The sequence below is a fragment of the Mycobacterium sp. OAE908 genome (assembly GCF_017872775.1).
In the GTDB taxonomy this organism is placed as follows: domain Bacteria; phylum Actinomycetota; class Actinomycetes; order Mycobacteriales; family Mycobacteriaceae; genus Mycobacterium.
The window spans coordinates 3,435,224-3,453,413 of the sequence record NZ_JAGGJL010000001.1 but is presented as its reverse complement, the minus strand read 5'-3'; the positions used below and the strand labels follow the sequence as shown (position 1 = coordinate 3,453,413).

Genomic DNA, 18,190 nt, shown 5'->3' with positions numbered 1-18,190 from the left:
ACTGGTATATTGCAACCATGCGGGTACGCGATCGACTCACGGCAGCCACGGCCACGCTGATGCAGCGACATGGTGTGGCTGGTACCGGCATCGCCGAAATCCTGGCGACCAGCGGCGTGACACGTCGCTCGATCTATCTCAACTTCCCAGGCGGCAAGGCCGAACTCGTTGCCGCGGCCACCCGTGCCGCCGGAGACGAGATGACGGCGACGGTGCGCGGCTACCTGGACGACCCCGATCCAATCGGGGCCTTCGCCGACATGTGGGGCGAGGTGTTGGTGAGCACGGACTTCGAAGGGGGCTGCCCGATCGTTGCCGCGGCGAGCAGTCGCGACGAATCACCCGAAGGCGCGTCCACCGCCGCGGATGTCTTCGCGGAATGGGGTCAGTTGTTGGCCGATCGGTTGCGGAAGGACGGCATCAATCGCGCTGCCGCCCAGTCGTTGTCGACGACGATCGTCGCCGCGGTCGAAGGAGCCGTCATCCTCTCACGCGCCGCGCGCTCGACGAAGCCTCTCGAGCAGGTGACGAAACACCTCAACGAGTTGATCTCCCAGCACCGTCCGGCTGAATCCCTCGGCAGACGTCGTTAACTCACTGCTTGGTCGAGCAGGGTCTGCACAGCCTTCCGCGCGTGCGTCCAGGGGGTGGGGTCGTCGAGGGACGTCGAAAGTGCAGCAGCGCCTTCGTAAATCAGCCCGAGTTGATTGCCCAGCAGTGTGGGGTTGCCGGCGCCCGCCTGTCGGGCCAGCTTGATCAGGCCCCTGATGTATTTGCGCTTGTGTTCTTGGACGATCTCGTGAATTTCGGGCATGGCGTCGGCAGCCTCGACGGCGGCGTTGTGGAACGGGCAGCCGCGCATCGTCGCGTCCGGTGATGGCGTGGCGAACAGGGCGAGTATGCGCTCGCGGGGGCTTTTGTTCGCGGCCTCCGGTCCCGGGTGAATCGGGTCGCCGACACCTTGCTGGATGCAGCGAAGATACTCCTCGACCACTGCCGTCTTACTCGGAAAGTGTTGGTACAGAGTCCGCTTGGATACTGATGCTTCGCTGGCAAGCCGCTCGACCCCGGTGGCATTGATGCCCTCCCGGTAGAACAAATCGGTGGCGGTGTTCAGGATGCGCTGTCGTGCACCGCGGCCGCCGCGTTGCGTGGTCATGGACAAAGGATACCGATGGGTTTACACCACGCGCAAAGGCGTGTAGCGTCGGCCGCTGTCAGTAAACCGTTCGGTATACCAGGAGTGTTCATGGCGCACAGTGACAGCAGTCGACGAGGATTGCAGCGGACATTAGCCGTGCTCGCTGCCATACCCACGGCCAGCGCGATCAGTGAGATCGTCCATGGCCCGCAGGGTGTTCCGGGCGGTTCTCCGGACGTGGCGCCGACGGTGGACAGCTCTCTGCGATATGCCAACGTGTTCAAACTGGCAGTCGGGCCGGCCATGTGGTCTCAGCTCGGACGTGTCGAGGGCTCTCGGGTCGTGACGTTCGCGCTGTCGACCATTTTCGTCGGTGGTCTCGCACGACTGCGGTCATGGCAGCAGCGCGGGAGGCCGCACCCCTTCACGGTGGGGGCAATAGCACTGGAGACGTTTGGCGTGGCAGGTCTTCTGGCATGGCAGAAGAGCCTTTCATCGAGTGAGGTCTGACGACATGCCTTCAGTACTGGTTACCGGCGCCGGCAGAGGCATCGGGCTTGCGATCACCAAGCACATGAGCGAACGGGGCTGGGACGTGTATGCCACCGCCCGATCCGAAGCGGCCCTACACAGCCTCGATGGCATGCCCCGTGTGCGCGCGGTCGCGCTCGACATCACCGACAGGTCTGCCATTGCGGCGCTTCCCGATCTCCTTCCCGCCGAACTGAACGGCGTCGTCAACAACGCAGGCATCATCCTGAACGGCCCCGTCGAGGGGTTATCCCTCGATGATCTGACACAGCAACTGGACGTCAACGTCATCTCGCAGATCGCGGTTACTCAGGCAGTGCTGCCGAAGATTCGCGCCGCCCGGGGCCGGGTGGTGTTCATGTCATCCGTCAGCGGGTTGATCACCACACCCGGCACCGGCGCCTACAACGCCTCGAAGTACGCAATCGAATCGTTGGGCGACGCACTACGTATGGAGCTGCGTCCGTGGAAGATTCGCGTCTCGCTCATCGAGCCGGGCCCCATTCGCACCGACATGTGGGGCGACGCTGTCGACGACTACGACCGCATGACCAAGCGATTGGCTGACGAGCACCGCGAACTCTATGCCGCGCATCTCGCCGGCAGCCGGAAGCTGTTGGGACGCATGCAGAAACTCGCCGCCGATCCGAAACGAGTCACCAAGGCCGTCGACCACGCGCTGACCTCGCGTCGGCCCAAGCGGCGCTATCTGTTGGACATCGCCAGCCGCGCCCAGAAGGCTGTCGTGACGATCACGCCCACCGCGGTCACCGACACGATCTTTGCAGCGGCGACGACGTCGAAATCGCCCGCCACAGCCTGATTCTCAGCCCGCGCGCCCTACCGCCTGGTCGATCAGGGCCTCGGCCGCAACGCGGGCGCGCGCCCACGGCGCCGGATCGTTGAGCGAGGTGGACAATCCTGATGCACCCTCGTAGAGCACTGCGATCTGATTGCCCAACATCTCCGGATCGGCAGCACCCGCCTGTCGTGCCAGCTCATTGAGGCCGTCTATGTAGTCCCGCTTGTGCAGGTGAACGATGTGCTCGACGCCGGGCAACGCTCCCGCCGCCTCCACGGCCGCGTTGTGAAATGGACAGCCCCGCATCCGACCGTTCTCGGAGTCCGAGAGCTCGAACAAGGCGAGCAGTCGCGCACGTGGCGTCCCCGCCGCCGACTCCCCGGCCTCTTGCCGGAGGCGCTGCAGGTACTCCTCCACCAAGGCTGCCTTGCTCGGAAAGTGCCGATAAAGCGTTCGTTTGGACACCGACGCCCTACTCGCGATCCGTTCGACACCGGTCGCGTTGATGCCCTCGAAATAGAACAGCTCTGAAGCCGCCGTCAGGATCCGCGCACGCGCCCCGCGGCCCCCGCGACCGCTCTGGGTGAGTGACGTCATAGTTCCAAGTATACCGATTGGTTTACACAGGTGCGAACAGCGTGTTACGGTCAACCGCAGGAAGTACACCAAACGGTTTACCAAAGGAAGCGATCATGGCAGACAAACGAACCACCCGGCACGACCCCACAAGTCATCTGCACGAGGCACGCAGCCGTTGGGGCGGCACGTCGTACAAGAACGCGCCGACGAAATCCGTTTCCGTGGACGGAACCAAGTTCGTCTACCGTGAACTGGGCATCGACACCGGCGTACCGGTGATCTTCCTAAATCATCTGGCCGCCAATCTCGACAACTGGGACCCCCGCGTCGTCGACGGCATCGCGGCCAAGCACCGGGTGATCACCTTCGACAACCGCGGACTGGGGGCCTCGGAGGGCAAGACGCCCGACACCGTCGAAGCGATGGCACACGACGCGGTGGCGTTCATTCGCGCGCTGGGCTTCACCCAGGTCGACCTGCTCGGCTTCTCGCTCGGCGGCATGGTCGCACAGGTGATCGCGGCCCAAGAGCAGGCACTTGTTCGCAAGGTCATTCTCGCGGGCACCGGCCCCGCGGGAGGTGAAGGCATCGTCAACGTGACGAAGTTGAGCTACCTCGACACCCTGCACGCCTACGCCACTTTCAAAGACCCCAAGGAACTGCTGTTCTTCACCAGAACGGCGCACGGCAAGTCGGAGGCAAAGGCATTCGTCAAACGGCTCAAGGAACGCACCACCGACCGGGACAAGGCGACCTCGATCCGCGCATTCCGCACTCAGCTCAAGGCCATTCACGCGTTCGGGCTGGCGAAGCCGGCCGACCTGTCACGCATTCAACAACCCGTGCTGGTGGCCAACGGCGACGACGACCGCATGGTGCCGACCAGCAACTCCTACGACCTGGCTCACCGTCTCCCCAATGCGACGCTGCGCATCTATCCCGACGCCGGACACGGCGGCATCTTCCAAGCCCACGAACGCTTCGTCCCCGAAGCGCTCGAATTCCTGGGATCGACGATCTCATGACCTCGCTGACCGGTCAGACGGTGTTGGTCACCGGAGCCAACCGTGGCATGGGCCGCGAATACGTTGTGCAGCTTCTCGATCGGGGTGCCGCCAAGGTGTATGCGGCCGCGCGCGACCCACGGACAATCGACATCGCGGACCCGCGCGTAGTTCCGCTACAACTCGATGTCACCGACGCCGCGTCCGTGGCCAGGGCGTCCGACGCGGCGTCCGATGTCAGCGTTCTGGTCAACAACGCCGGCATCGCCAGGGGCGCCTCCGTCCTTCGCAGCGACACCTCCCAACTGCGCGAAGAGATGGAGACGAACCTGTTCGGACCACTGGCATTGGCATCGGCTTTCGCCGACCGGATTGCCGAGAGGTCGGGCGCAATCGTCAACGTCGCGTCGGTGCTCGCATGGCTGCCCGTCGGCGCCAGCTATGGGGTGACGAAGGCCGCGCTGTGGAGCGCCACTGACTCGATGCGGCTTGAACTCGGGCCGCGTGGCGTGCAAGTGGTCGGCGTTTACGTCGGACTGGTGGACACCGATATGGGCGCGTTTGCGGATAGCCCCAAGTCCGATCCCGCCGACGTGGTCCGTCAGGTCCTCGACGGAATCGAGTCCGGCGCCGACGAAGTGCTGGCCGACGAAATGACTCTCGTCGTTCGCGCCCAACTGAACAAACCGATCCGCGAGCGCGTGGCATGAAGGCATTCGCCATCGACCGCTACAAGAGCAAGGACGGCGGCCGAATGGTCGACTTGGCGCAGCCGAAGGTCGGCGACAACGACGTACTGGTCCAAATCCATGCCGCGGGCGTCAATCTGGTCGACGTGAAGATCTCAGCCGGAGAATTCAAAATTTTTCTGCCGTACCGCTTTCCGCTCGTTCTAGGCAACGATGTGGCCGGCGTTGTGATCGAGGTCGGCTCCCGCGTGCGGCGCTTCAAGCCCGGCGACGAGGTTTATGCGCGTCCGGACACCTATCGCATGGGCACCTTCGCGGAGTTCATCGCGATGAGTGAAGACGACGTGGCGATCAAGCCGAAAGAACTCACCATGGCCGAAGCGGCGTCCATTCCCCTGGTGGGCCTGACCGCGTGGCAGGCACTGGTCGAGAAGGCCAACCTGAAGCCAGGACAAAAGGTTTTCATTCAGGCGGGCACCGGCGGCGTCGGCACATTCGCGATTCAGTTGGCCAAACACCTGGGTGCGACGGTGGCGACAACCGCCAGCGCAGCCAACTTCGACATGCTCAAGAGTCTCGGCGCAGACGTGTTGATCGACTACAAGACAGAGGACTTCGAGACGCGGTTGCACGGTTATGACGTCGTGCTGCACAGTCAAGACGCCAAGACCCTCAACAAGTCGTTACGGGTGCTGAAGCCGGGCGGAAAGCTGATCTCCATATCGGGTCCACCCGACCCTGCCTTTGCTAAAGAGATCGGCGCGCGCTGGTTCGTGAAGCCGATCATGAGTGTCTTGAGCTTCGGTGCGCGGCGAAAGGCAAAGCGCCTCAACGTGACCTACTCGTTCTTGTTCATGAAGGCGAACGGCAATCAGTTGAGCCGGATCACCTCTCTCATCGATGAGGGCGTCATACGTCCCATCGTCGACAAGGTATATCCGTTCGAGTCGACCAAGGACGCCCTGGACTATGTCGAGAAGGGCCGCGCCAAAGGCAAGGTCGTCGTCGAGGTGAGGTGATCGGCGGTTACAGCTCGGTCGCCTTCGGATGCCGCGGCTCGTAGAGGCCGAGGTCGCCGCCGCCGGGCAGCCGGATGCTGGTCAACAGGCCCCACCCCTGATCGCTGACGGGACCGCAGTTGACGCCCTTGGCTTTGAGCTCGTCGACCGTGGCGTTGACGTCGTCGCACATCAGATAGAGCTCATGCGACGGCGCGTCGGCGGGATGGACGGCAGCCTCGGCGGGCGGCAACTTGAAGATCAGCCACCCACCGCCGGCGTCGACGTGCGGGTAGTCAAGGACGTCGCGGAAGAACGCACGATCGGCGTCGGCGTCGCGGCTGTAGATGATGACATGAGCGCCAGTGATCATGGCGCCACGGTACGTCGCGATGATTTTGCGGCCCAGCAGCGGTCTGCACCGATATGACCCTGCCTATCGCCACTCGTTCTCTGTCCGTCCCCGGCGCCCGCCTGCACTATGAGATCCGCGGAGCCGGTCCTCTGCTCCTCGTCATCGGCTCTCCGATGGCATCTGCGGAGTTCGCGCCGCTGGCCGAAGCGCTGGCCGGCGACCACACCGTCGTCACCTACGATCCCCGCGGCTATGCGAACAGCCCGGTCGACGACCCCGCGGCCGCGTCTGGTGTGGAGCAGCGCGCCGACGACGTCGCGGCGATCCTGGACGACCTCGATGCCGAATCGGCCGACCTCTTCGGCTCCAGCGGCGGGGCGGTGACCGGCCTGGCACTCGTGACGCGGCATCCGGGGCGGCTGCGCACAGTCGTCGCGCACGAACCGCCGCTGCTGGAACTGCTGCCGGATGCCGCCGAGCAGCGCGCGAACACCGAGGCGATCCTCGACACCTTCCATCGCGACGGGTTCGGCGCGGCCTGGATGCACTTCATGCGCAACGCCGGATTCGATGTGTCTGCAGGCGATGCGCCGTCGGGTCCGGCCGAACCGTCCGAGGACGAGGTGCGCCAGGCCGCGCGGTTCTTCGAAATCGACCTTTTTCCGACGACGCGATACCTGCCCGACATCGACGCGCTGAAGAACAGCACGACGCGCGTCGTCGTCGGCATCGGCGTCGACTCCGGACAGCTGCTCACCTACCGGACATCGGTGGCGCTGTGTGAACGGCTCGGCGTCGCGCCGGTCGAGTTCCCTGGCGATCATGGTGGATTCATGGGCGCGCCAACCGAATTCGCCGCCGTCTTGCGCGAGGTCCTGCGCGGTTAGCCCCGCGCGAGCAGACGCAAAAGTGCCCCTTTTGGCGTCAAAAGGGGCACTTTTGCGTCTGCTCGCCGGAGAAAACTAGCCGACGAGGACCGCGTAGCGCGGTTTGATCACGTCGTCGATGATCGACAGCCGCTCGTCGAACGAGATGAACGCCGACTTCATCGCGTTGATGGTGAACCGCTGCAGATCAGTCCAGCCGTAGCCGAACGCCTCGACGAGGCGCAGCATCTCCTGGCTCATCGTGGTGTCGCTCATCAGCCGGTTGTCAGTATTCACGGTCACGCGAAAACGCAAGCGGGCCAACAGATCGAACGGGTGCTCGGCGATGCTGCCGACGGCGCCGGTCTGCACATTCGACGACGGACACATCTCGAACGGAATCCGCTTGTCGCGCAACAGCGCTGCCAGCCTGCCGAGCTGCGCGGTGCCGTCTGAGCCGACGGTGATGTCGTCGACGATCCGCACGCCATGGCCCAGTCGATCGGCGCCGCAGAACGCGATGGCCTCATGAATCGACGGCAGCCCGAATGCCTCACCGGCGTGAATCGTGAAGCGCGCGTTGTTGCCTCGCATGTATTCGAACGCGTCGAGATGCCGCGTCGGCGGGTAGCCGGCCTCGGCGCCGGCGATGTCGAACCCGACGACACCCTTGTCCCGGAATCGGATGGCCAGCTCGGCGATCTCGCGTGACCGCGCGGCATGCCGCATCGCGGTGACCAGGCACCGCACGGTGATGCCGCGCCCCTCGGCGCTGGCGGCCTTCTCACCATCCGCGAACCCCGCCAGCACGGCGTCCACGACCGCGTCCAGCGACAGCCCCCGATCGATGTGTAGTTCCGGCGCGAACCGGATTTCGGCGTACACGACGTTGTCAGCCGCCAGGTCCTCCACACATTCGTAGGCGACGCGGTGCAGCGCCTCCGGCGTCTGCATCACGCCGACGGTGTGCGCGAACGGTTCGAGATAACGCACCAGTGACCCGCTGTGTGCGGCCGTGCGGAACCACGCGGCGAGCTCATCGACGCCAGTGGCTGGCAGCTCGTCGTACCCGTTGGTTTCGGCGAGCTCGAGCACCGTGGCCGGCCGCAGCCCGCCGTCGAGGTGATCGTGCAGCAGTGCCTTCGGCGCTCGCCGGATCGAATCAAGGGTCAGCGGGGTGGTCACGGAACGATCCGATCGATGATCAGCGGACGGTGAGGCGGCGCGCTATCGCCGACAGACCATGCGCCGTCCAGTTCTGCCATCGCGACCTCGAACCGTTCCGGAGTGTCGGTGTAGAGGGTGAACAACGCTTCACCTGCGGCGACGGCTTCGCCAGGACGCCGATGGATACGCAGCCCCGCTCCGAACTGAACCCGCTCACCCGGGACGGAGCGGCCCGCCCCGAGCCGCCACACCGTCAGTCCCACCGCCATCGCGTCGATGCTTCCCATCGTGCCATCGCGCGGCGCCGAGATGGTCTCGGAATATGCACCGATCGGCAGCGGTCGGGACAAGTCGCCGCCCTGTGCGGCGACGAGCGCGCGAAACCGGTCCATCGCCGAGCCGTCCTTCAGCGTCTGCGCGGGATCGGTCGCGTCGAGCCCCGCGGCGTCGAGCATCTCGGTGGCCAGTGCCAGCGTCAGCTCGACCACATCAGCCGGGCCTCCACCGGCGAGCACCTCCAGCGACTCCTCGACCTCGACGGCATTGCCGACGGTGCGGCCCAGCGGCGTCTCCATGTCCGTCAGCAGCGCACGGGTGTTCAGACCCTCGGCGGCGCCCAGCTCCACCATCGTGCGGGCCAGCTCACGTGACTCGGCCTCGGTCTGAAGGAACGCTCCGCTGCCGACCTTGCTGTCGAGCACCAGTGCCCGGGCGCCCTCCGCGATCTTCTTGCTCATCACGGAACTGGCGATCAACGGCAGCGACTCGGTGGTCGCGGTGACGTCGCGCAACGCATAGATCTTCCGATCCGCGGGCGCCAGCTCACCCGCCGCGAAGATCGCGGCGCCGAGATCGCAAAGTTGTTGCCGTATTCGGCCTTTCGAGATCTCGGCGGTGAAACCCGGGATGGACTCCAGCTTGTCGAGAGTGCCGCCGGTGTGACCGAGACCGCGCCCGGCGGCTTGCGGCACCGCTCCCCCACACGCCATCACGACGGGAACGAGCGGAATGGTGATCTTGTCGCCGACGCCGCCCGTGGAATGCTTGTCCACCAACGCCAATGGCTTGCCGTCACGCCGCAGGTCTGTAAAGTCCATCCGCTCACCGGAGTCCACCATCGCGGCCGTCCAACGGGCGATCTCGGCACCGGTCATCCCCCGCAGGAAGATGGCCATCAACAACGCCGACATCTGTTCATCGGCGACGCGGCCATGGGTGTAGCCATCGATCACCCAGTCGATCGCGGCGTCGGACAAGACGCCGCCATCGCGTTTGGTCCGAATAACGGTTGGCGCGTCAAATGCGAACGCGGTCACCGCGGTTACGTTACCGGTGACGGTCGCAGGAATGCCGCTACGCGGGCACCTGCTTATGGCTCAACGAGCTCGGCGCGTCGGGGTTGGCGCCCTCGTCGATCCCGATTGCCAGGCGGTCGACCAGCTCGCCTCCCAGCCACGCCGCGACAGCGGCCACCACCACTGCAACGAAGCTGCACGCCAGTGCCAACGGCCTCGGCTCCCAGCCACCTGCATTCCAGCGCAGCAGCCAGCTGATCGCGAACAACACCAGCACGACGACGTTGATCAGCCCATGCAACAGACCAATCCGCTTGGCACGCGTATCGGCGGGGATCTTGAAGAAATCAATCCAGCCGAACGGCGCGGCGAGCAAGCCGCCGATGATGCCGCCGGCGATCGCGTAGGCGGCCGCGATCGTGAATCCAGGCCGGTCCGTGATCAGGTAAATGATGTCGAACACCACGGCTGTGGTCAGCAGCCCGATCGGAAACGGGATCAGCATCGGGTGAACCGGATGTCCCGCCAGCTTCGCGCGACTAGTCATGGCCCTCCTTAAGCAAACTCCGTGACAGCCCAGGACTACCCGTCGGCGACCACCTCAAACGGTCTAAATGTGAAGCCGGTCACGGTGTTTCTTCGTGCGCGGGCTCGTTGCCGCGGGCCAGGTCCTGCGGTCCGAACGCATCGGGAAGCAGCACGCTCAACGGTCGCGGCCCCAGCGGATGGTCGATCAGCAGATCGGGTCCGCCGTGTTCGAGAAGCACCTGCCGGCATCGCCCGCACGGCATCAACACCTCGCCCGCCGCGTCCACACACGAAAGCGCAATCAGCCTGCCGCCACCCGAGGAATGCAGGGCACAGACCACAGCACACTCGGCACAGAGACCTAGACCATATGAGACATTTTCCACATTGCAGCCGGCCACCATTCGGTGATCGTCGACCAGCGCTGCCGCCCCGACCGCGAAGCCCGAATACGGTGCATAAGCGTGCGCCGACGCCTCAGTTGCCTTGTGCCGCAACATCTTCCAGTCAATCTCGGATGTCACGTCAATTCCACCGTTCGGATTCTGAATGCATTCCGAAGCCTCCGCTCCACGGCAGGGCCACCTAGATAGGTAACCCTAAGTTTTGCCGTTTTCCGTGCGCCGACGGCTAAACGGTAGTTCGTTTAGCAGTAGAACTGGGTTTAGAGTCGCCCCGAGGTTTGGGCAGGTTCTCAGCCGAGCCGGATGTCGCCGCCGGTACGGCTCCGATGCCCAAGCGTCCACCGATGGCGTTGGAGGCCAGATGAGTACTGCGACACCAGCAAGCCCGGCCGTGCCGGCGCCGCTACCTCACCCGTCGCGCAGACGTTCGCTCTATCGCGGTGATCCCGGCATGTGGTCCTGGGTGCTGCACCGCATCACGGGAGCGACGATCTTCTTCTTCCTGCTCGTCCACGTACTCGACACGGCGCTCGTGCGCGTCAGCCCCGAGGCCTACAACGAAGTCATCAACACCTACAAGACACCGATCGTCGGGCTGATGGAAGTCGGCCTCGTCGCGGCAGTGCTTTACCACGCACTCAACGGGATCCGCGTGATCCTGATCGACTTCTGGCAGCACGGCCCGCGCTACCAGCGGCTGATGTTGTGGATCGTCGCCGGCATCTGGCTGGCCGTGATGATCCCGACGCTCGGCGTCATCGGAATGCACATGGCGGAGCGATTCCTATGACCGAAGCGCCGGGAGCTGCCTGGACACCCCACCACCGCGAAGGCCGACTGGCCCCCGTTCAGGAAAAAGAACACGACCGTCCGGCCAGCCTGGACCATCCCCGCGCGCCGCGACGCCCTCGGGGCATCCCGTACTTCGAGAAGTACGCGTGGCTGTTCATGCGATTCTCGGGCGTCGCGCTGGTCGTGCTGGCGCTCGGCCACCTGTTCATCGGGCTGATCTGGGACAACGGCGTGTACCGCATCGACTTCAACTACGTCGCGCAGCGCTGGGCCTCGCCGTTTTGGCAGATCTGGGACATGGCGCTGCTGTGGCTGGCCATGGTGCACGGCGCCAACGGCATGCGCACCATCATCGGTGACTATGCACGCAAGAACATCACCAAGTTCTATCTGAATTCGCTGTTGTTGCTGGTGACGGGCTTCACGTTGGTGCTGGGCACCTATGTGCTGGTGACATTCGACGCGAACGTCTCGTGACGGGGAGCTGATCAATGCTGATTGAACATCGCTACGACGTCGTCATCGTCGGAGCAGGCGGCGCGGGTATGCGCGCGGCCGTCGAGGCGGGGCCGCGGGTCCGCACGGCCGTGCTGACCAAGCTCTACCCGACGCGCAGCCACACCGGCGCGGCCCAGGGCGGGATGTGCGCGGCGCTGGCCAACGTCGAAGAGGACAACTGGGAGTGGCACACCTTCGACACCGTCAAGGGCGGCGACTATCTCGCCGACCAGGACGCGGTCGAGATCATGTGCAAGGAAGCCATTGACGCGGTGCTCGACCTCGAGAAGATGGGGATGCCGTTCAACCGCACCCCTGAGGGCCGCATCGACCAGCGCCGGTTCGGCGGGCACACCCGCGACCACGGCAAGGCACCAGTGCGGCGCGCCTGTTATGCCGCCGACCGTACCGGCCACATGATCCTGCAGACGCTGTACCAAAACTGCGTCAAACACGATGTCCAGTTCTTCAACGAGTTCTACGCGCTCGACCTGGCGCTGACGGAGACGGCCGCAGGCCCCGTCGCCACCGGCGTCGTCGCCTACGAACTGGCGACCGGCGACATCCACGTCTTCCACGCCAAGGCGATCGTGCTCGCCACTGGTGGCTCGGGCCGGATGTACAAGACCACCTCCAACGCGCACACGCTGACCGGCGACGGTCTTGGCATCGTGTTCCGCAAGGGACTTCCGTTGGAGGACATGGAGTTTCACCAGTTCCATCCGACAGGCCTTGCGGGCCTTGGCATCCTGATCTCCGAGGCGGTGCGCGGCGAGGGCGGCATCCTGCTCAACGATGAAGGCGAGCGGTTCATGGAGCGCTACGCCCCCACGATCAAGGACTTGGCTCCTCGCGACATCGTGGCCCGTTCGATGGTGCGTGAGGTGCTCGAGGGCCGAGGCGCAGGGCCGCACAAGGATTACGTGTACATCGACGTGCGCCATCTCGGCGCAGATGTGCTCGAAGCCAAGCTGCCCGACATCACCGAGTTCGCCCGCACCTACCTGGGTGTCGACCCGGTAACCGAGCTGGTGCCGGTGTACCCGACGTGCCACTACGTGATGGGCGGCATCCCGACGACGGTGAGCGGTCAGGTGTTGCGGGACAACACGACTCCGCTGCCGGGTCTGTACGCCGCGGGCGAATGCGCCTGCGTCTCAGTGCACGGCGCCAACCGGCTTGGCACCAACTCGCTGCTCGACATCAACGTGTTCGGCCGCCGCGCCGGCATCGCCGCGTCGAACTACGCGCTGGGCCACGATCACGTCGACCTGCCCGCCGATCCGGCGAACATGGTCGTCAGCTGGGTCGGCGACATCCTGTCCGAGCACGGTAACGAGCGCGTCGCCGACATCCGCGCCGCGCTGCAGCAGTCGATGGACAACAACGCCGCGGTGTTCCGCACCGAGGAGACGCTCAAGCAGGCGCTGACGGACATCCACGCGCTCAAGGAGCGCTATGCCCGAATCTCGGTGCACGACAAGGGCAAACGCTACAACAGCGACCTGCTAGAGGCGATCGAGCTAGGCTTCCTGCTCGAGCTCGCCGAGGTGACGGTCGTCGGGGCGTTGAACCGCAAGGAATCTCGCGGCGGCCACGCCCGTGAGGACTACCCCAACCGTGACGACACCAACTACATGCGGCACACCATGGCCTACAAGGAGGGCAGCGAGCTGCTGTCCGACATCCGGCTGGACTACAAGCCGGTTGTGATGACGCGGTACGAGCCGATGGAACGGAAGTACTGATATGAGCGCACCAGCTGTCGACACCACGGAGGGCGCCGCACCGCCGGTCCCCGAAGGCGCGGTGATGGTCACGCTGAAGATCGCCCGCTTCAACCCGGAGGACCCCGACACCGCCGGCTGGCAGAGCTTCCGTGTCCCGTGCCTGCCGACCGACCGGCTGCTCAACCTGCTGCACTACGTGAAGTGGTACCTGGACGGCACGCTGACGTTCCGGCGGTCGTGCGCGCACGGGGTGTGTGGCTCCGACGCGATGCGGATCAACGGGGTGAACCGGCTGGCGTGCAAGGTGCTGATGCGCGACATGCTGCCGAAGAAGCCCGACAAGCAGCTGACGATCACGATCGAGCCGATCCGCGGCCTGCCTGTCGAGAAGGACCTCGTGGTCAACATGGAGCCGTTCTTCGACGCCTACCGCGCGGTCAAGCCGTTCCTGATCACCAGCGGCAATCCGCCTACGCGCGAACGCATTCAGAGCCAGACCGACCGGATGCGCTACGACGACACCACCAAGTGCATCCTGTGCGCGTGCTGCACGACCAGCTGCCCGGTGTACTGGAGCGAGGGTAGCTACTTCGGCCCGGCCGCCATCGTCAACGCACACCGGTTCATCTTCGACAGCCGCGACGAGGGCGCCGCCGAGCGACTGGACATCCTGAACGAGGTCGACGGCGTGTGGCGCTGCCGGACCACGTTCAACTGCACGGAGTCCTGCCCGCGTGGCATCCAGGTGACGCAGGCCATCCAAGAGGTCAAGCGCGCATTGATGTTCGCGCGCTAGCTCAGTTCCACGCCCGCGAGCGACCGCGAAATGTCAGCTTTTTGCGGCGTGTCGTGCGCAGACACGGTCGCTCGCGGGGGGCATGTCACACATCGACGGGCTGTCTCGTCATAAGGGCATGACGGAAAAAGCACAGAAAACCCGCATCGCCCCTGTCCCCCCGAAGCAGGCCGGCCTGCTGACCCGCGTCATGTACCGGGTGGCCCGGCGCCGGTTCGGCGAGGTGCCCGAGCCGTTCACCGTCGCAGCACATCACCCGCGGCTGCTGATCGCGAACGCCGTGCACGAGACGCTGCTGGACTCGGGCTCGAAGAAGCTGCCCAAGAACGTCCGCGAACTGGCGGTGTTTTGGACGGCCCGCACCATCGGCTGCTCGTGGTGCGTCGACTTCGGGTCGATGCTGCAGCGGCTCGACGGCCTCGACGTCGACCGCCTCAAGGAGATCGACGACTATGCGACGTCACCGCGCTACAGCGATGACGAGCGCGCCGCGATCGCCTACGCCGACGCGATGACAACCGATCCGCACACCGTCACCGACGAGCAGGTCGCCGATCTACAGCGGCGCTTCGGTGACGACGGCGTGATCGAGTTGACCTACCAGATCGGTGTCGAGAACATGCGGGCGCGGATGTATTCGGCGCTGGGCATCACCGAGCAAGGCTTCAACTCGGGCGACGCGTGTCGGGTGCCTTGGGCTACCGAGGATCAGCAAGCGGCGACGCGGTGAACTTGTCTGGGTTGGCGATATCCCATATGGCGCAGACCTTTCCGTCGCGCACCGTCATCGCGGTGATCCGGGGCATCAGCGCCGGATAGCCCTCGCGGGCCGGTGCGCCTTCGGTGAAGGTGCCGACCTGCCCGTTGATCAAGGCCAGCTGGCCGCCGGCCAACCAGTTCGGCCCGTACCTACGTGCCAAGCCGAACAAGAACCGCGCGACCTTGTCGGGCCCGACGATCGTCCGTGCTGCGGTCGGCGCCTTGCCGTTGGAGTCGCCAGTGAACGTGACATCCGGATGGAGCACGCGCACAACGGCTTCCATGTCGCCGGCCGCCAACGCCGCCATCAGTGAGCCGGCCACCTCGTCGTGAGCCTGGTCGGCCACTGGCGGCGGCGCGGACGCCACGGCACGCCGCGCGCGAGACGCGAGCTGCCGGGCCGATGCGTCGCTAACGCCGAGCACCGAGGCGATCTCACCGAACGGCACCCCGAACCCGTCGTGCAGCACGAAAGCCACCCGCTGGTCCGGGGTCAGCCGCTCCAGCACGACCATTGCCGCGAACCGGGCATCGTCGGCGGCGACCACAGCCGCGAGTGGATCCTGCCCGTCGAGTCCGGTCACCACCGGTTCGGGCAGCCATTCGCCGACATAGGTTTCGCGGCGCCTGACCGCCGACCGCAGCCGGTCCAAACTCAGCCTGCTGACCACTGTTGTCAGCCACGCGGGTAGATCGTTGATGGACTCCGAGGTGCGGTCCCACCGCAGCCACGCATCCTGCACGACGTCCTCGGCGTCGGCGACGGTGCCGGTGAGCCGGTATGCGACGGCCAGCAGGTGTGGCCGTAGCTCCTCGAATTCGTCGACACGCGTGCTCGCGGTCATGTGACGAGTCTAGGGCTTGGTGAATCGCGGGTAGTGCGCGACGACCGCGGCGCCGTCCGATCGCGGATCCGATGCCGCCATCATCGACCCGCTGTCGTCGATGAAGACGACGTTGGACTGTCCGAGGCTTTCGGTGTGCGGGGCGACCTCGGTCGAGACCAGGCCCGCGTCGCTGATGGACGACGCCGCCACGGGCGGTAGATCGGATTCCGCCGTCACCGAATCCGTTGTGCCACCGTCGACCTGAAGGCCGACAATGGCTCGAGGTGCGGTGACCGCGGCCTCGGCGCTCGCACCGTCGATCGCGCGCAGCAGCACCTGCCCGAGGATCTGCGGTTGCCCCTGGCCACCCATGGTCGCCAGCACATGACGCGTCGCACCCTCGTGCGTCGTCATCACCGGCATCAGGGTGTGCGCAGGCCGCTTGCGCGGCGCGATGACGTTCGGGGAGGCATCGTCCAGCGAGAAGCCCGTCCCGCGATTGTGGAACAGGATCCCGGTGGCCGGGTCGATCAGCCCCGACCCGAACGCGTGGTAGACGCTCTGAATCAACGAAACCGCATAGCCATCACCGTCAGCCGCCGCGACGCCGACGGTATCGCCGTGCGGCACCAGCGCAGGACCCTGATGCCCCGCACCGACTTCGGTCATCTCATCCAGACCGCTGTGCACCAACGCCGCTACATCGACGTCGGCGTGCCTGGGATCGGCCAGGCGCGACGAGCGTAACGCGTTGCCTCGGTGGAAGATCCGCAGCAAGGTACCGAGCCCGCCGCCGAGCGGATCGGCGACGTCGAGTTCCGCCACCGCCGTCAACGCTCGCAACAACAGGAAGCCGTGCGTGTTCGGCGGGCTGGTCAGCACCGTCAGACCGCGGAAGTCCACGGAGATGGGTTCGACGACTTCAGGCTGATAGGCCGCGAAATCGTCTGCCGTCAAACATGATCCGCGCGATCGCAGATATTCGACGGACTGTGCGGCGAGCGTGCCCTCATAGAAAATGTCCGCGCCGCCGGTGCGAAGCGCGCTGAATGTATCGGCCAACTCCGGCTGCACGAAGTTGTCCCCCGCGCGCAGGTAGCGACCGCCGAGCCGAAACACCCTGTCGAAATCCGCTGTGCCATAGAGGTCGGCGTTCTCACCGTCGGCGATGTGAGCGGCCAGCGACGACGCTACCGGAGCTCCTTCGCGTGCCGTCGCTTCGGCCGCACGCAGCGTGTGCTCCCAGCTCAGTCGAGCACCGAAGCGCCGCAACGCCTCCCATCCGCGGACACCGCCGGCCACCGTCACTGCATCTGCTCCGCGGGCGGGCAGCCGATTGCCGTGCCGAGCGCGCAGAGTAGCGGCATCGACCGCGGCACCGGCCCACCCCGACGCGTTGACACACCGGATCGCACCGTCGGGAGTGCGCACCAGCGCGATGAGATCTCCGCCGAGCGCGACGTTGTGCGGATACACGACCGTGAGCACCGCAGCGGCGGCGATGGCCGCGTCGATCGCGTTGCCGCCCTCCCGATATGCGCGCATTCCCGCCTCGGTCGCCAGCGAATGCGGGGTGGCGAGCGCTGCGGTGAACGACGTCGACGGTGACTCGGTGGACACGTTGGGACGACTCCTCGTTAGATTGTGGACAGGAATGCCTTGGTCCGCTCGTGCTGCGGACGGCCGAACAACTCCGTGGGTGGGGCGTCCTCGATGATGCGGCCGCCATCCATCACGACGATGCGATCTGCCGCGTCGCGGGCGAACCGCATTTCATGGGTGACGACGATCATCGTCATGTTCTCCTCGGCGAGCTCTCGCATCACCGCAAGCACCTCGCCCACCATCTCGACGTCCAGCGCGCTCGTCGGCTCGTCGAAGAGCATGACCTTGGGTCGCATCGCCAACGCTCGCGCGATCGCGACGCGCTGTTGTTGTCCGCCCGACAACTGGCTGGGCCTGGACTCGGCCTTGTCGGCCAAGCCGACCCGCGCCAGCAAGGCAAGAGCGTCTTGACGCGCCTTGTCCTTCGGCGTGCCGAGCACGCGCACGGGACCGTTCCAGACGTTCTCTGCCGCGGTCATGTGCGGGAACAGATTGAAATGCTGGAAGACGAAGCCGATTTCGCGGCGACGGCGGGCGAGCTCGCTGGTGCTGACCTTCTTCCTGCTGGCGGTATCGCGGTGTCCGATCGGCACGCCGCCGATCAGGATTTCACCACTGTCAACGGGTTCGAGGTGGTTCAGCGACCGCAGCAGGGTCGTCTTGCCCGCACCAGAAGGGCCGATCAGCACGACGACCTGCCCGCGCATCACGTCCAGCGAGACGTCGTCGAGTACCCGGCGACCGCCCAGTGTGCAGCACACCCGCCGTACCGAAACGATGGGTGCCGTGACATCCGCGCTGACACTCATGGTCGACTCCTTGGT

The 18,190-nt window shown here is 65.4% G+C and carries 22 protein-coding genes; 12 read left to right on the top strand and 10 right to left on the bottom strand.

Annotated features, from left to right (window positions below):
* The first annotated feature begins 17 nt into the window (after nucleotides 1-17).
* Nucleotides 18-593 (top strand): TetR/AcrR family transcriptional regulator, encoded by a 576-nt coding sequence (locus J3E61_RS17000; protein ID WP_210084341.1) that lies wholly within the window; start codon nucleotides 18-20, stop codon nucleotides 591-593.
* Here the strand turns inward: J3E61_RS17000 and J3E61_RS16995 are convergent.
* Nucleotides 590-1,159 carry a TetR/AcrR family transcriptional regulator gene (locus J3E61_RS16995; protein ID WP_210084340.1) on the bottom strand — a complete coding sequence of 190 codons (570 nt, stop codon included), beginning with the start codon at nucleotides 1,157-1,159 and terminating at the stop codon, nucleotides 590-592. The genes J3E61_RS17000 and J3E61_RS16995 overlap by 4 nt on opposite strands.
* Nucleotides 1,160-1,249: 90 nt before the next feature.
* Here J3E61_RS16995 and J3E61_RS16990 point away from each other — a divergent pair, with 90 nt between their 5' ends.
* Nucleotides 1,250-1,651 (top strand): DUF4345 family protein, encoded by a 402-nt coding sequence (locus tag J3E61_RS16990; protein ID WP_192721833.1) that lies wholly within the window; start codon nucleotides 1,250-1,252, stop codon nucleotides 1,649-1,651.
* Nucleotides 1,652-1,655: 4 nt separating this feature from the next.
* Nucleotides 1,656-2,495, top strand: coding sequence for an SDR family NAD(P)-dependent oxidoreductase (locus tag J3E61_RS16985; protein WP_192721834.1), 840 nt, complete (start codon nucleotides 1,656-1,658; stop codon nucleotides 2,493-2,495).
* Nucleotides 2,496-2,498: 3 nt separating this feature from the next.
* Here the strand turns inward: J3E61_RS16985 and J3E61_RS16980 are convergent, their stop codons facing one another.
* A complete protein-coding gene (locus tag J3E61_RS16980; protein ID WP_210084339.1) occupies nucleotides 2,499-3,071 on the bottom strand; it encodes a helix-turn-helix transcriptional regulator in 573 nt (190 codons plus the stop codon).
* Nucleotides 3,072-3,166: 95 nt separating this feature from the next.
* On the opposite strand from J3E61_RS16980, the gene J3E61_RS16975 reads away from it, so the two are divergent.
* The 3 genes from J3E61_RS16975 to J3E61_RS16965 are packed head-to-tail and all read left to right on the top strand — an operon-like array spanning nucleotide 3,167 to nucleotide 5,765.
* Nucleotides 3,167-4,078, top strand: coding sequence for an alpha/beta hydrolase (locus tag J3E61_RS16975; protein ID WP_210084338.1), 912 nt, complete (start codon nucleotides 3,167-3,169; stop codon nucleotides 4,076-4,078).
* Complete coding sequence (locus J3E61_RS16970; protein ID WP_210084337.1) at nucleotides 4,075-4,767, top strand: SDR family oxidoreductase; 693 nt, start codon at nucleotides 4,075-4,077, stop codon at nucleotides 4,765-4,767. The genes J3E61_RS16975 and J3E61_RS16970 overlap by 4 nt, the downstream gene beginning before the upstream one ends.
* Nucleotides 4,764-5,765, top strand: a complete 1,002-nt coding sequence (locus J3E61_RS16965) for an NADP-dependent oxidoreductase (RefSeq protein WP_210084336.1) — start codon at nucleotides 4,764-4,766, stop codon at nucleotides 5,763-5,765. Before J3E61_RS16970 ends, J3E61_RS16965 begins: the two co-directional genes overlap by 4 nt.
* Nucleotides 5,766-5,772: 7 nt before the next feature.
* Here the strand turns inward: J3E61_RS16965 and J3E61_RS16960 are convergent, their stop codons facing one another.
* On the bottom strand, nucleotides 5,773-6,117 hold the full coding sequence (locus J3E61_RS16960) for an extradiol dioxygenase (RefSeq protein ID WP_210084335.1): 345 nt from the start codon (nucleotides 6,115-6,117) through the stop codon (nucleotides 5,773-5,775).
* A 53-nt stretch (nucleotides 6,118-6,170) separates the two neighbouring features.
* Here J3E61_RS16960 and J3E61_RS16955 point away from each other — a divergent pair, with 53 nt between their 5' ends.
* The gene (locus tag J3E61_RS16955; protein ID WP_210084334.1) at nucleotides 6,171-6,986 is read left to right on the top strand and encodes an alpha/beta hydrolase; all 816 of its coding nucleotides are present in this window, start codon (nucleotides 6,171-6,173) and stop codon (nucleotides 6,984-6,986) included.
* A gap of 75 nt (nucleotides 6,987-7,061) precedes the next feature.
* Here J3E61_RS16955 and J3E61_RS16950 read toward each other — a convergent pair whose 3' ends face one another.
* From J3E61_RS16950 to J3E61_RS16935, 4 genes are all read right to left on the bottom strand, one after another.
* Nucleotides 7,062-8,150: an adenosine deaminase gene (locus J3E61_RS16950; RefSeq protein ID WP_210084333.1), complete on the bottom strand. Its 1,089-nt coding sequence runs from the start codon at nucleotides 8,148-8,150 to the stop codon at nucleotides 7,062-7,064.
* The gene (locus J3E61_RS16945) at nucleotides 8,147-9,448 is read right to left on the bottom strand and encodes a thymidine phosphorylase (protein ID WP_210084332.1); all 1,302 of its coding nucleotides are present in this window, start codon (nucleotides 9,446-9,448) and stop codon (nucleotides 8,147-8,149) included. Before J3E61_RS16945 ends, J3E61_RS16950 begins: the two co-directional genes overlap by 4 nt.
* 37 nt (nucleotides 9,449-9,485) lie before the next feature.
* The gene (locus J3E61_RS16940) at nucleotides 9,486-9,974 is read right to left on the bottom strand and encodes a DUF2231 domain-containing protein (protein WP_210084331.1); all 489 of its coding nucleotides are present in this window, start codon (nucleotides 9,972-9,974) and stop codon (nucleotides 9,486-9,488) included.
* A 79-nt stretch (nucleotides 9,975-10,053) separates the two neighbouring features.
* Nucleotides 10,054-10,479: a cytidine deaminase gene (locus J3E61_RS16935; RefSeq protein WP_210084330.1), complete on the bottom strand. Its 426-nt coding sequence runs from the start codon at nucleotides 10,477-10,479 to the stop codon at nucleotides 10,054-10,056.
* 241 nt (nucleotides 10,480-10,720) lie between these two features.
* On the opposite strand from J3E61_RS16935, the gene sdhC reads away from it, so the two are divergent.
* From sdhC to J3E61_RS16910, 5 genes are all read left to right on the top strand, one after another.
* Nucleotides 10,721-11,149: a succinate dehydrogenase, cytochrome b556 subunit gene (sdhC, locus tag J3E61_RS16930; protein WP_192721846.1), complete on the top strand. Its 429-nt coding sequence runs from the start codon at nucleotides 10,721-10,723 to the stop codon at nucleotides 11,147-11,149.
* Entirely contained in the window at nucleotides 11,146-11,628 is a 483-nt protein-coding gene (locus J3E61_RS16925; RefSeq protein ID WP_192721847.1) for a succinate dehydrogenase hydrophobic membrane anchor subunit, read from the top strand. Before sdhC ends, J3E61_RS16925 begins: the two co-directional genes overlap by 4 nt.
* Before the next feature lie 14 nt (nucleotides 11,629-11,642).
* The gene (locus tag J3E61_RS16920; RefSeq protein WP_210084329.1) at nucleotides 11,643-13,397 is read left to right on the top strand and encodes a succinate dehydrogenase flavoprotein subunit; all 1,755 of its coding nucleotides are present in this window, start codon (nucleotides 11,643-11,645) and stop codon (nucleotides 13,395-13,397) included.
* Between the two features lies 1 nt (nucleotide 13,398).
* Nucleotides 13,399-14,175: a succinate dehydrogenase iron-sulfur subunit gene (locus J3E61_RS16915; RefSeq protein WP_210084328.1), complete on the top strand. Its 777-nt coding sequence runs from the start codon at nucleotides 13,399-13,401 to the stop codon at nucleotides 14,173-14,175.
* A 118-nt stretch (nucleotides 14,176-14,293) separates the two neighbouring features.
* A complete protein-coding gene (locus J3E61_RS16910; protein ID WP_192721849.1) occupies nucleotides 14,294-14,905 on the top strand; it encodes a carboxymuconolactone decarboxylase family protein in 612 nt (203 codons plus the stop codon).
* Here J3E61_RS16910 and J3E61_RS16905 read toward each other — a convergent pair.
* The 3 genes from J3E61_RS16905 to J3E61_RS16895 form a co-directional block, all read right to left on the bottom strand.
* Nucleotides 14,874-15,779 carry a sigma-70 family RNA polymerase sigma factor gene (locus J3E61_RS16905; protein ID WP_210084327.1) on the bottom strand — a complete coding sequence of 302 codons (906 nt, stop codon included), beginning with the start codon at nucleotides 15,777-15,779 and terminating at the stop codon, nucleotides 14,874-14,876. The two genes, J3E61_RS16910 and J3E61_RS16905, sit on opposite strands and share 32 nt — an antisense overlap.
* Before the next feature lie 9 nt (nucleotides 15,780-15,788).
* Entirely contained in the window at nucleotides 15,789-17,306 is a 1,518-nt protein-coding gene (locus J3E61_RS16900; protein WP_210085594.1) for a gamma-glutamyltransferase, read from the bottom strand.
* Between the two features lie 92 nt (nucleotides 17,307-17,398).
* On the bottom strand, nucleotides 17,399-18,175 hold the full coding sequence (locus J3E61_RS16895) for an amino acid ABC transporter ATP-binding protein (protein ID WP_210084326.1): 777 nt from the start codon (nucleotides 18,173-18,175) through the stop codon (nucleotides 17,399-17,401).
* Nucleotides 18,176-18,190 lie beyond the last annotated feature (15 nt).